Origin of the sequence: Azospirillum melinis (genome assembly GCF_013340935.1) — a bacterium.
GTDB classification, from domain to species: Bacteria; Pseudomonadota; Alphaproteobacteria; order Azospirillales; family Azospirillaceae; genus Azospirillum; species Azospirillum melinis.
The window spans coordinates 45707-58769 of the sequence record NZ_WHOS01000035.1 but is presented as its reverse complement, the minus strand read 5'-3'; the positions used below and the strand labels follow the sequence as shown (position 1 = coordinate 58769).

Below are 13063 nucleotides of genomic sequence, written 5' to 3'. Positions count from 1 at the left end.
GTGGGTCCCGCCCCTCACGCGGCCTTGATGTCGGCCAGGAAGCGCTCGATCTCCGCCCTGAGATGCCCGGCCTGCCGGGTCAGATCCTGGGACGAGACCAGCACCTCTCCGGCAACCGTCTTGGTCGTATCGGCGGATCGCGCCACCCCGTCGATGATCGCCGTGACCGATTGCGTCGCCTTGGCCGCCTGCTCGGCATTGGCGGCGATGTCCATCGTCGCCGTGCCCTGTTCCTCGATGGCGCCGGCGACGATGCTGGAGATGCGGCCCATGTCCTCGATCACCGTCGCGATCTGGCCGATGGAGGCCGCGGCACCGTCCGTCACCGACTGCATGGTGCCGATCTGGCTGCCGATCTCGTCGGTGGCCTTGGCGGTCTGCGCGGCCAGATGCTTGACCTCGTTGGCGACCACGGCGAAGCCCTTGCCCGCTTCCCCCGCCCGTGCCGCTTCGATGGTGGCGTTCAGCGCCAGCAGGTTGGTCTGCGCCGCGATGTCGTGGATCAGCTGAACGACCGTGCCGATGCGGCCGGCGGTCTCCACCACGGCGCGCATGGTTTCGCCGGCCTGCGCGGCGGCGCCGATGGCGGCCTGGGTGATCCGGCCCGATTCCTCGATGTGGCGGCCGATGTCGCCGATGGAGGCGCGCAGCTGGTTGGCCGCCGACGCCACCGTCCCGACATTGCTCGCCGTCTGGTCGGCCGCCGCGGCGACGCTGGTCGCCTCGTGCAGCGTGCGGTCGGCGCCGTCGCTCATCGATCTGGCCGTCACCTCCAGCCCGCCGGCGGCGCTGGCCACCGCGCGGACGATGCCGCCGACCCGCGCATCGAAGCCGTCGGTCACCCGTTCCAGCTGGCGGGTGCGTTCCTCGCGCAGCGCGCGGACCCGCTCCTGCTCGGCATGAAGGTCGTCGGCCCTGATCAGCGCCTCCTTGAAGACCTGCATGGCCCCGGCCATCCGGCCGATCTCGTCATGGCGCTCCTGCGCCGGCACGGCCAGCGCACGCTCGCCCTGGGCCAGACGCTGCATGGCGTCGCACATCGACGACAACGGGCGGGTGATGCCGCGGGCGAACAGCACGCCGCCAAGGCAGATAACCAGCAGCAGTGCAGTCCCGGCGCCGATCATGTTGTCGCGCATCGACCTGACCGGCGCCAGAATCTCGTCGACGCCGGCCTCGGCCAGCACCAGCCACTGGATGCCGTTGTGCGTCATCGGCCGATAGGCGGTCAGGGCGGGGACGTCGCCGGAGATGTTGGTCGCCTCGACCACGCCGGTGTGGTCGGGATCGCTCCTGATGACGCCCATGGCACCGCCCTCATAGGGCTTCAGCACCGCCATCCCTCTCGCGAATCGCGGCGTGCTGCGCAGCCTGCCATCCTCCCCGATCAGGAAGGTGTCGCCGCTGTCGCCCATGCCGCCGGTGGCGCGCATGATACGGTCGAGCCCATTCGCCTCGATGCGGAAAATCAGGGTCGCCAGAATCTGCACGCTGCCGTCCGGCTGGCGCAGCGCCACCGGGGCGGCGAGGAAGGCCGACGGGGCGCCGCCGGCCGGCGCATAGGCGCTGAAGTCGGCCGTCCGGGCCTCGTCCGGCTTGGGATCGCGCTTCACCGAGTCGGCCAGCGCGGCAAGCGGACCGTCGGCGGCCGGCTTGCCGAAATCGCCGCCCTTCGCGGCGCTGTAGACCACTGTTCCATCCTGCGACAGAAGCAGGACGTCGGCCAGCCCGCGGCGCAGCATCAGGTCGGTCATCCAGGAATGGAGCCGCAGATGCGCCATGTCGTACATGGTGCTGCCCTCCGGCTTCTCCATCTTGTAGCGCTCGGCCGGCGGGTTGGGGTTGTCGTCGACATAGCGCTTGCGCAAGAGGGTGCCGGGGTCGCCGCGGTCGCCCTCGATCCTCCAGCCATTGCCCAGCGCCACCGCAGCGTCCCGCATCGAGCGCGTGTTGGCTGTGAGGACGATGTCGCCCTCCAACCCTTCCAGATAGGACTGGACACTGGCGGCGCGGGCGTCCGCCAACGCCACCAGCTTGTCCTGAGCCGCGGTGCGCAGACGGTCGGTGGCCGCGGAATAGGCGAAACTGCCGAGCAGCAGCGCCGTCAGCACCGCCGATCCGACCACCGCGCCGGGAATTTTGTGACGCAGAAGCAATCTATTCAAAGTTGTACCCCTCCCGTGCAGACCAAGGTGCCGGTTGGCCCGGCTTCACCGGCGAGCGGATCGGCCGCTCCGTCCTGCGGATGGTTTCCACCCGATGGAGCGACCGGCCATGGCGCCGTACACGTATAATCCTATTGGCAAACTGTTAACAAACCGACACAGGATCTTCATCGTTTTGTTAAACGATCATTCAAAATCCATTCGGCTGGCGCAATGAAACGTAACTTAGTAGAAAGGGGTTATGCAGAGCCGAGGATTTGATCGGGCGTCTGTTGGGAGGTCGGTCGATGTCACTTGCTGAGCGCAAGCTTTTTGTCGAGCGCTGGATTCGCTCACCACTGAAGGTCGCGTCGGTAACTCCAAGCGGACCTGAACTGTGCCGCGCGATGGCCAAAGCCGCCCAGTGCGGCCCCACGCGGCGTGTGGTGGAGCTGGGGCCGGGCACCGGTCCCGTCACCTCGGCGCTGCTGGCCCATGGCGTCACGCCCGACAATCTGCTGATGGTGGAACTCGACCCCGCCTTCGTCGATCATCTGTCGATGCTGCACCCCAGCGCCGCGGTTGTGCGCGGCGACGCCACGCGGGTCCACCGCATCGTCCAGGCCCATGGCTGGGAGACTTGCGACGCGGTGGTCTCCGGCCTGCCGCTGATCGCCATGCCGCTGTCGGTACAGGCGCGGATCGTGCGCGGCGCCTTTTCCGTGCTGGCGCCCGACGGCGTTTTCGTGCAATTCACCTACGGTCCCTTCGCCCCGGTCAATCCGGAACTGATCCGGCGGCTGCGGCTGAAGCCGCGGCGCCATGCCTGGATCGCCCGGAACCTGCCCCCGGCGTCGGTCTGGACCTTCCGCAGGCTGCCCTGACGACGAGTCATTTTGACCGCTGATACCGTACTGGACGAGGCGCGCGCCCTGATCGACGCGCGCCGTTACCGCCCCGCCCTGCGCCTGCTCCGCGGCGCACCCTCGTCCTCCGGGATCGAGCGGCTCCATCTGCTGGGGTTGGCCCATCTGGGCCATCGCGGTCCGGCCGCCGCCGTCGCCTGCCTGCGCCGGGTGCTGGCCGACAGCCCCGGAGACGCCGACCGGCTGGCCATGCTCGCCAGGGCCCATCAGGCCGACAACGCCCCCTTCCCCGCCGTCACCTGGTTGGAGCGCGCGCTGCGCGTCGCCCCCGGACGCCCCGACCTGACCGCGGCGCTGGCCGGAGCCCTGCGCCGCGACGCCCGCTACAGCGACGCGATTGCCCTGACGCGCGAGGCGCTGGCCGCCGGCGACCTCTCCCCCGACATCCGCTTCGAGGCCGCCACCGCCGCAGCCTATCTCGGGCGTGACGGGGAGGCGCTGGCCCATTTCGACGCGCTGCTGGCCGACGATCCCGAGCATGCCGCCGGCTGGTTCGGCAGCCACGCCCAGGCCCTGCACGACCATGGCCCGGACGAAGCCCTGCGCCGCCTGTGCCGCGCCACCCGCTGCGGCGGCGCCGCCGGCAAATACTGGGGCTATCTCGCCGCCACCCTGCGGCTGCTCGGCCGGGATGCCGAGGCCGACGCGGTAGAGGAGGCGGAGGTCGGCGACAACCCGAAGCGCCGCCCGCTGCCGGACGGGGTCAAGGCGCTGCTGCCCAAGCTCTCCGCCGACTTCCGGCTGTTCGGCAACAGCGGCCGGCTGCTGCGTCACGCGGTCGCCTGCGCCGCCACGCCCGGTCTGGTGCTGGAGTTCGGCGTGCGGCGCGGCACCTCGCTCGACCACATCGCCGACGTGGCAGGCCAGGAAGTCCACGGCTTCGATTCGTTCGAAGGGCTGCCGGAGGGCTGGGTCAACTCTCCCCGCGGCGTGCTGACCACCGGCAGCCAGCTGCCGCCGGTGCGCGACAACGCCCGCCTGCATGTCGGCTGGTTCGAGGATAGCCTGCCGCCGTTCCTGTCGGCCCATCCGGGGCCGGTGCGCTTCGTCAATGTCGACAGCGACATCTACGCCTCGGCCCGCACCGTGCTGACCGCGCTGGCCGACCGGGTGCGTCCGGGAACGATCATCGTCTTCGACGAATATATCGGCAACCGCAGCTGGCGCGACGACGAGTACCGGGCGTTCCAGGAGTTCGTCGCCGAGAACGCGGTCCGCTACGAGTATTTCGCCGCCAGCCCCTACACCAAGCAGGTGGCGGTGCGGATTCTGGAGATTGGGCACGCGGGTTAGATGCTGCGGGGAGCGACGCCCCCCGCAGCAAAATCACCCTCAGACTGCCGCCTTCACCTGACGGCGGCGCGCATGCAGGACCGGCTCGGTGTAGCCGTTCGGCTGGACGCGGCCCTTGAACACCAGATCGCAGGCAGCCTGGAAGGCGATGCTGCCGTCGAAGTTGCCGGCCATCGGCTTGTACAGCGGGTCGCCGGCATTCTGCTTGTCGACGACGGCGGCCATGCGCTTCATGACCTCCATCACCTGGGCCTCGGTGCAGATGCCGTGATGCAGCCAGTTGGCGATGTGCTGGCTGGAGATGCGCAGGGTGGCGCGGTCTTCCATCAGCCCGACGTCATGGATGTCCGGCACCTTTGAGCAGCCGACGCCCTGGTCGATCCAGCGCACCACATAGCCGAGGATGCCCTGGGCGTTGTTCTCCAGCTCCTGCCGGATCTCGTCCTCCGACCAGTTGGGGCGGTCGGCGAGCGGGATGGTCAGGATGTCTGACAGGGCGGCGGCCTGCCGCTTGGCCAGCTGGTCCTGCACCTCGGCCACGTTCACGGCGTGATAGTGGGTGGCGTGCAGGGTGGCGGCGGTCGGCGACGGCACCCAGGCGGTGTTGGCGCCGGCCTTCGGATGGCCGATCTTGGCGACCAGCATGTCGGCCATCAGGTCGGGCATCGCCCACATGCCCTTGCCGATCTGGGCGCGGCCCTTCAGACCGGCGCGCAGCCCGACATCGACATTGTTGTCCTCATAGGCGGAAATCCACTTGGTGGCCTTCATCGCCGCCTTGCGGACGACCGGGCCGGCCTCCATCGAGGTGTGGATCTCGTCGCCGGTGCGGTCCAGGAAGCCGGTGTTGATGAACACCACCCGGTCCTTGGCGGCGCGGATGCACTCCTTGAGGTTGACGCTGGTGCGCCGCTCCTCGTCCATGATGCCGACCTTGAGGGTGTTGCGGGCCATGCCCAGCAGATCCTCGACGCGGCCGAACAGCTCGTCGGCGAAGGCGACCTCCTCCGGCCCGTGCATCTTCGGCTTCACGATGTAGACCGAGCCGGCGCGGCTGTTGCGCAAGCCCCCCTCGGCCTTCAGATCGTGCAGCGCGATCAGCGAGGTAAAGACGCCGTCGAGGATGCCTTCCGGCGCCTCGCTGCCGTCGGACAGCTTGACCATGTCGATGGTCATCAGATGGCCGACGTTGCGGACCAGCAGCAGGCTGCGGCCATGCAGGGTGACGCTGCCGGTCGGGGTGGTGTAGACGCGGTCGGGGTTCAGCTTGCGGACGACGGTCCTGTCGCCCTTGGGGAAGCTGGCCTCCAGCGTGCCCTTCATCAGGCCCAGCCAGTTGCGGTAGGCGACGACCTTGTCCTCCGCATCCACGGCGGCGACGGAATCCTCGCAGTCCTGGATGGTCGACAGTGCCGCTTCCAGCACGACGTCGGCGACGCCGGCGGCATCGTCCTTGCCGATCACGCTGTTGCGGTCGATGCGGATCTCGATGTAGGTGCCGTTCTGCACCAGCAGCACGGCCGACGGCGCCGAGGCCTCGCCCTGCCAGCCGACGAAGGCGGCCTTGTCCTTCAGGCCGGTCTTGCGGCCGTCCTTCAGCGTCACCGCCAGCGCGTCGCCCTCGACCGCATAGCCGGCGGCGTCGGCATGGCTGCCGTCGGCCAGCGGAACGCTGTCGTCGAGGAACTTGCGGGCCCAGGCGATCACCTGCGCGCCGCGGGCGGCGTCATACCCGCCGGCCGCCGGGATGCCGGGGATGGCGTCGGTGCCGTACAGCGCGTCGTACAGGCTGCCCCAGCGCGCGTTGGCGGCGTTCAGGGCATAGCGGGCATTGGTGATCGGCACCACCAGCTGCGGGCCGGCGAGATAGGCGATTTCCGGATCGACGTTGCCGGTGCCGACGGCGAAGTCGCCGCCCTCCGGCACCAGATAGCCGATCTCGCGCAGGAAGGACTCGTATTCGGCCTGATCGAAGAGCTTGCCGCGGCGGGCGGTGTGCCACCCGTCGATCTGCGCCTGCAGGCTGTCGCGCTTGTCCAGCAGAGCCTTGTTGCGCGGCGCCAGCTCGTGCAGGAGCTGGTCGAGGCCGGTCCAGAGACGGTCGGCGTCGACACCGGTCCCCGGCAGCGCCTCGTCATTGATGAAGTCGTACAGCGGGCGGGCGATTTCGAGGCCGCCACGGCGGATCCAGTTGCTCATCTCGTTGCGTGTCCCATTCTCTTGCGCTCGGTTCGCAGACTCCTCTCCGGGAGTCTTGGTTCATCGGTTATCGCGTCTTCCGCGCGAGCCGGTCAACACAATGTCGCAGCGCAGCGTATGGAGAAATGGTAGCAGGCGGCCGGCACCGGACCGGCCGCGCTCACGCCAGCAGATTCAGCACGGCAGCCGACTGGGAGGCCGGCTGTGCAGCCGAGGCGGCGGCGGTCGATAAGGCCGCACCATCCGCGCCATCCGCCCCCTCCGCAGCGTTGTCGGTCGTGCCGGCGGCCCCGAGCGCCTGCCCAAGCTCCTTGGCCGACCCGAGTGCCGCGGCGCGCAGGGCGTTGACCTCCTTCTGGGCGGCGTCGACCATCTTGTCGTCGGCCTTGAAACCTTCCCGCCGCTCGCGCCGCCGTTTTTCCGACTCGTCCAGCATGTTGGCGGCCTTCGCCTCGCCGATGATGCGCTTGGAAGTGGCGAGCACCCCCTCCACCCGCTGGCCGAAAATGTCGGCCTCGCGGTAGCGCGACATCTTCATGGCGTTGTCGGCCATCAGCTGCTGGATCATCGCGCTTCGCCCGCCGGTACCGGCCGTCGGAGCGGCGGAGTGGCCGGCGGCAGGCTGGCCGGTGGCGGACGGATCGGCGCCTGACGGGCTGGCGGCAGTCATCCCACCGTTGTCCAGGCCCGACAGCACATCCTCCACCATGCGGGCGATGTCGGCGGGCAGTTTGCCATCCCTCATCTCCGCCGCTCCCGCGGACTGCGCATCCGCATCGGCGCCGGCATCGGCCGCCATCAGGTCGGCGGCGCTTTCCGCGGAACCGGCGGCCGACGCCCCCTCCCCCGTCGAGATGCCGATGGTCAGCGTCACCTCGGTCTGTTGCAGGGTCAGGCTGGTGGTCGTGCGGGTGATCGTCGTCTCCGACGACAGCATCGTGCCGCCGCCGGTGGCGGCGCCGGCATCGCCCGGCAGCCCCAACTCTGCCGCAGCCTTGATCCCGGCCCCATATTCCTTGGCGGCGCGCCCGGCCTCGCGCGCCAGCAGCGCCGCCTCCCGCGCCAGGGTCGCCAGCTTCTGCGGATCGCCCTGGGCAAAGCGCATCGCCAGCTTCAACTGCTCGATCTTGCGTTCGACCTGCTCAAGCCGCGCGGCAGCCGCCTGCTTGGGCCCGCCGACCCGCCTCGCCTCCTCCAGCGCCGCCTGGGCGCTGGCATGGTCGCTCTGCCATTTGGCAGCGGCCTGGGTCAGCGCCTGCGCACGCTCCGCCTTCTGGGCGAGTTGGCCGTGGGCGTCCTTGGCCTGCAGTTCCTTCTCCCACGGCTTCTTCGCCTGCTGCAGGCGGAAAAGTCCGGCCTGACCGTCGGCCACCACGCTGAAAACGCTCATGCCGCCACCCTCCGGTCCGGCCGAACCAACTTGTTCGCGGCAAAGTTTAGCACAATCGAAGAAACTGTCCATTTCGCGCGGTGCGTGCGTGGAACCCCGGAGGCTTGGCCGGTGTTTCACTTCCCGACACCCGCTTCCGCAACGGGCGGTTCGATAACCGCAGGCGCGGAGCCACGGAATACCGGAATCCCCGAGGAGGAAAGACAAGATGCCGAACCGCGACATGACCGGCACCGGCGGACCGACCCCGACCGGCTCCACCACCGGAAGTTCAACCGCTGGAAGCTCGTCGACCGGAAATTTCGCTGCCGGCAGCTCCAACATCGGCGGCAGCGTCGATGAGATGAAGAAGACCGTGAACCGCGCGGCCGACGACGTGATGTCCACCGGGCGCGAGACGCTGGGCAACGCCCAGGGCCGCATCCGCTCGCTGCTGGAACAGCAGACCGGCCGCGCCGCCGACCAGCTGGGCGGCGTCGCCAACGCCCTGCACAAGGCCGCCGAGCAGCTGAACGAGGAAAATGGCGGCGTGGTCGCCGATTACGCCGAGCAGGCGGCCAGCCGCGTCGAGCGTGTCGCCGACATGCTGCGCGATGCCTCCGTCGACGACATCGTCGGCGAGGTCGAAGGCTTTGCCCGCCGCCAGCCCGAGGTGTTCATCGGCGCGGCCTTCGCCGTCGGCTTCCTCGCCGCGCGCTTCCTCAAAAGCTCCAGCGACCGCCGCATGCACCGCGCCTCGACCTCGCTTCGCGGCACTGCGCACCCGTCGCAGACCGTGCGTACCGCCCGCGGTGCCTCCTACGACACCGGCCGCGACCGCAATCGCGACACGAGCCGAGACACAGGACGTGATACGGGCCGCGGCTCCACCTCCAGCCGAGGCATGGCAGGCGGCATCGGCGAATCCGTCAGCCGCAGCACGCCGTCCCAGAGCGCCGACACCCCGACGACGGGTTCGTCGGGCGTGAACACCGGCCATCTCGCCGGCCGCATGGAGTCCGAACGCGGATCGGAGCGCCTGGGTGAACCGAAACCGGCCGCCGGCCGCATCGGCATGCCGCTGTCCACCGCCCCGGCCTCGGTCACCGGCCACGGCGCCTCGCCGTCGGCGGACACCGCTCTCGGCACCAGCACCATCGGCACGCCGGCCGGCGCGTCGGGTGCCGCCGGCAGCACCGTGAACTCCGGCACCACCGGCATCGGCAACGTCCAGGGCGGTAGCCAGGGCGGCCCTGCCGGGGCCACCTCCTCCACCTCCAAGCCGCAGGGTCAGCGTCCATGAGCGCCGCCGAGAACCGCTATGACGAGCCGCGGGATCCGCGGCAGGACCGGCCGCTCGCCGGCCTGTTCGCCGATCTCGCCCGCGAATCCGCCAACCTCGCCCGATCCGAGATCGCGTTGGCGAAGGCCGAGTTGACCGACAAGGCCTCCGAGGCCGCCGGTGGCGTCGCCTTCATCGCCGTCGGCGGACTTGTCGCCTTCGCCGGCGTCCTGGTCCTGCTTGCCTCCGCGGTTCTCGGCCTGTCCAACGTCCTGGCCCCGTGGCTGTCCGCGCTGATCGTCGGCGTGGTGGTTCTGGCGGTGGGCGGCATCCTGGCTTACGTTGGCAAGAACCGGCTGAGCCCCGCCAACCTCCGCCCCCGCCGCACCATGAACACGCTGGACGAGGACAAGCGCTGGGCGAAATCCCAGCTTGCCCGCTGAGGGGCCGGCCGATGACGGACGACGATCGTCAATCCAAGGATCTCGACGCCCTTGAGGGCGACATCCGCGCCAGCCGCGCGCGCATCGGCGGCACCGTCGATGCGCTGCGCGACCGGACATCCCGTCTGCGCGACAGTCTGACGCGGTGGTCTCCCCAAACCCTGATGGAGAATTCCATGAAGCACACCTATTCGCCGTCGACGCCGGACACCCCGTCCCAGCGCGCCAACCTGCACCAGACCGACCGTTACGAAAGCGGCCAGACCGTCCATTACAATCGCCGGCAGTCCCAGTCCTCCGGTTCAGTGCTGGACAGCGTCACCGGCAACCCGATCCCGCTGGCGCTGGTCGGCATCGGCCTGGGCTGGCTGGCCCTGTCCAGCACCGGCTACGACCGCCGCATCGCCCGCTCCAGCACGGTCCGCAACGCCCGCCACCGCATGGGCGACGCCGTGGACTATGCCCGTGAAACGCTGAGCGACGCCGGCGAGAGCGTCCGCAACGCCGCCAGCTCGGCCTATGACAGCGCCTCGGGCGCGGTCAGCTCCGCCTACGACAGTGCGTCCGGCACCGTCAGCGGCATGGTGGGCGGCTCGGACAACGACCATGTGTCCGGCCGGGGCGACCTCCACAACCAGCGCCAGTCGCAGGGCTATGTCAGCCGCGGCGTGTCGCGCCTGTCCTCGATGACGCCGTCGACCGACCATCTGCGCCACCGTGCGCACGACATGTCGACCGGCTTCTGGGATCTGATCGAGGATCATCCCATCGTCGCCGGCGCCATGGGCGTGGCGCTGGGTGCGGCCATCGGCGCCGCCCTGCCCGGCACCCGCTATGAGAAGCAGTGGGTCGGCGACTATGCCGACGAGGCGACCGAGCGGGCCAAGGCCATCGCCATGGACGCGCTGGACCGCGGCACCCGCGCCGCCCAGGCGGCCGCCCAGACCGTGGTCGAGTCGGCCAAGGAAGACGTTCGCGACGTTGTCACCGAAGCCACCAACGCCGCCCGCGAAGAGGTGAAGAAGCCGGGCTGATCCCCGCTTTCATCGCCACAGGACCGACCCCGCGCCGCCCCCGGCGCGGGGTTTTTCCGCATTGGGGGTCTCTCTTGCCACCCTGCGGCAAACCGCCGCACTCTGTCCCCTGACCTGCGGCTTCGCTGTAGCGTGGGGACAATCGCAACGCTATAACCAAGCGGCGTTGACGGGTATTGCCGGCACATCAGCCATGCAAACCCGCGAAAGCCGCGGAAACCCTGCACTTTTATCGACAAACGCCCCTTGCCCCCCGGAGCAATCAGGACTAAATTGGTCCTGTATTCGAAACCGGGGTGAAACGGGGTGCGGGCATGATCCGGCTGAGCAAGCTGACCGACTATGCCATCGTCGTGCTGAGCGAGATGGCGCGCCAGGTCGGCACGGTCCATACCGTCGCCCATCTTGCCGACCGCACCGGCGTTCCCGCTCCCACCGTCGCCAAGCTGATGAAGGCGATGACGCCGGCCGGGCTCACCACCTCGCAGCGCGGCGCCGCCGGCGGTTATGCGCTCAGCCGGCCTGCCGATGCAATATCCATCGCGGAAATCATCACGGCGCTCGACGGCCCCATCGCGCTGACCGCCTGCGTCGACGGCGCCGACAGCCAGTGCGGGGTGGAGCAACTTTGCCCCATGCGCGGCGGTTGGGAAAAGGTGAACCGCGCCATCCGCGGTGCGCTGGAGGAGGTGTCGCTGGCCGACATGATGGTCCCGATCACCTTCCCGGCTCCCGCAGCCGCAACGAATTCCACAGCCGCCCAGCCGGCCCGCCCTGCGCACTGAACGGCGCGCACCGAACAGCATTCTTGAGAAGGACGAGGCAAAGCCATGGCCGCCCAACCGGAAACCGTCGAGCAGGTCCGCGCCGTCACGGAGCAGAAGTACAAGTACGGCTTCACGACCGACATCGAGGCCGACGTCGCGCCGAAGGGCCTCAACGAGGACATCGTCCGCTTCATCTCCGCCAAGAAGGAGGAGCCGGAGTGGCTGCTGGACTGGCGCCTGAAGGCCTTCCGCGTCTGGCAGACGATGGAGGAGCCGCAGTGGGCCGCCGTCAGCTTCCCGCCCATCGACTATCAGGACGCGCATTACTATGCGGCGCCGAAGAAGAAGGCCGGGCCGAAGTCGCTGGACGAGGTCGATCCCGAACTGCTGAAGACCTACGAGAAGCTGGGCATCCCGCTGCGTGAGCAGGAGATCCTGGCCGGCGTCGAAGGGTCGGAGGGCAAGAGTCCGGCCATCGCCGTCGACGCCGTGTTCGACAGCGTGTCGGTCGCCACCACCTTCAAGGCGAAGCTGGAGGAGATGGGCATCATCTTCTGCGCGATCTCCGAGGCGGTGCAGAAGCACCCGGAACTCGTGAAGAAGTATCTCGGCTCGGTCGTGCCATACACCGACAACTACTATGCGACGCTGAACTGCGCCGTCTTCACCGACGGCAGCTTCGTCTACATCCCCAAGGGCGTGCGCTGTCCGATGGAGCTGTCGACCTACTTCCGCATCAACCAGGCGAACACCGGCCAGTTCGAGCGGACGCTGATCATCGCCGACGAGGGCGCCTATGTCAGCTATCTCGAAGGCTGCACGGCGCCCCAGCGCGACGAGAACCAGCTGCACGCCGCGGTGGTCGAGCTGGTGGCGATGGACGACGCAACCATCAAGTATTCGACCGTCCAGAACTGGTATCCCGGCAATGCCGAAGGCGTCGGCGGCATCTACAACTTCGTGACCAAGCGCGGCGCCTGCCGCGGCAAGAACTCCAAAATCTCCTGGACGCAGGTCGAGACCGGCTCGGCCATCACCTGGAAGTATCCGAGCTGCATCCTGCAAGGCGACAACTCGGTGGGCGAGTTCTATTCGGTCGCCATCACCAACAACTTCCAGCAGGCCGACACCGGCACCAAGATGATCCACATCGGCAAGAACACCCGGTCGACCATCGTGTCGAAGGGCATCTCGGCCGGCAAGGCGCAGCAGACCTACCGCGGGCTGGTGAAGATCCTGCCCAGGGCGGAGGGTGCGCGCAACCACACCCAGTGCGACAGCCTGCTGATCGGCGACCAGTGCGGCGCCCACACGGTTCCCTACATCGAGAGCCGCAACCGCTCCGCCCGCATCGAGCATGAGGCGACGACGGCCAAGATCAGCGAGGACCAGCTGTTCTACTGCCGCCAGCGCGGCATCTCGGAAGAGGACGCGGTGTCGCTGATCGTCAACGGCTTCTGCAAGGAGGTCCTGAAGGAACTCCCGATGGAATTCGCCGTGGAGGCGCAGAAGCTGGTGGGCATCAGCCTGGAAGGCAGCGTGGGCTGAGGGCTTCTCCCACCCACCGAAGAGAACGTGAAGACCGGACGGCGTGCCGGCGGCCTGA

10 protein-coding genes are annotated in these 13063 nt (G+C 68.8%); 7 read left to right on the top strand and 3 right to left on the bottom strand.

What is annotated here, in order from left to right; all coding sequences use genetic code 11:
• Window positions 1-14: 14 nt before the first annotated feature.
• Window positions 15-2165, bottom strand: a complete 2151-nt coding sequence (locus GBZ48_RS23130) for a methyl-accepting chemotaxis protein (protein WP_174473155.1) — start codon at window positions 2163-2165, stop codon at window positions 15-17.
• A gap of 386 nt (window positions 2166-2551) precedes the next feature.
• Here GBZ48_RS23130 and GBZ48_RS23125 point away from each other — a divergent pair, with 386 nt between their 5' ends.
• Together GBZ48_RS23125 and GBZ48_RS23120 are read left to right on the top strand one after the other, a co-directional pair.
• Window positions 2552-3028: a class I SAM-dependent methyltransferase gene (locus tag GBZ48_RS23125; protein WP_174473154.1), complete on the top strand. Its 477-nt coding sequence runs from the start codon at window positions 2552-2554 to the stop codon at window positions 3026-3028.
• Between the two features lie 12 nt (window positions 3029-3040).
• Window positions 3041-4363: a class I SAM-dependent methyltransferase gene (locus GBZ48_RS23120; protein ID WP_211105863.1), complete on the top strand. Its 1323-nt coding sequence runs from the start codon at window positions 3041-3043 to the stop codon at window positions 4361-4363.
• A 39-nt stretch (window positions 4364-4402) separates the two neighbouring features.
• Here GBZ48_RS23120 and GBZ48_RS23115 read toward each other — a convergent pair whose 3' ends face one another.
• On the bottom strand, window positions 4403-6562 hold the full coding sequence (locus GBZ48_RS23115) for a malate synthase G (RefSeq protein WP_174473153.1): 2160 nt from the start codon (window positions 6560-6562) through the stop codon (window positions 4403-4405).
• Window positions 6563-6722: 160 nt separating this feature from the next.
• A complete protein-coding gene (locus GBZ48_RS23110) occupies window positions 6723-7952 on the bottom strand; it encodes a hypothetical protein (protein WP_174473152.1) in 1230 nt (409 codons plus the stop codon).
• 208 nt (window positions 7953-8160) lie between these two features.
• Between GBZ48_RS23110 and GBZ48_RS23105 the strand changes: the two genes are divergently transcribed.
• The 5 genes from GBZ48_RS23105 (at window position 8161) to sufB (ending at window position 13005) form a co-directional block, all read left to right on the top strand.
• Complete coding sequence (locus GBZ48_RS23105; RefSeq protein WP_174473151.1) at window positions 8161-9234, top strand: hypothetical protein; 1074 nt, start codon at window positions 8161-8163, stop codon at window positions 9232-9234.
• Window positions 9231-9656: a phage holin family protein gene (locus tag GBZ48_RS23100; protein WP_098738193.1), complete on the top strand. Its 426-nt coding sequence runs from the start codon at window positions 9231-9233 to the stop codon at window positions 9654-9656. The genes GBZ48_RS23105 and GBZ48_RS23100 overlap by 4 nt, the downstream gene beginning before the upstream one ends.
• Before the next feature lie 11 nt (window positions 9657-9667).
• Window positions 9668-10690 carry a hypothetical protein gene (locus tag GBZ48_RS23095; RefSeq protein WP_174473150.1) on the top strand — a complete coding sequence of 341 codons (1023 nt, stop codon included), beginning with the start codon at window positions 9668-9670 and terminating at the stop codon, window positions 10688-10690.
• Window positions 10691-11004: 314 nt separating this feature from the next.
• A complete protein-coding gene (locus GBZ48_RS23090; protein ID WP_174473149.1) occupies window positions 11005-11475 on the top strand; it encodes an SUF system Fe-S cluster assembly regulator in 471 nt (156 codons plus the stop codon).
• A gap of 45 nt (window positions 11476-11520) precedes the next feature.
• On the top strand, window positions 11521-13005 hold the full coding sequence (sufB, locus tag GBZ48_RS23085; RefSeq protein WP_174473148.1) for a Fe-S cluster assembly protein SufB: 1485 nt from the start codon (window positions 11521-11523) through the stop codon (window positions 13003-13005).
• Window positions 13006-13063: the final 58 nt, after the last annotated feature.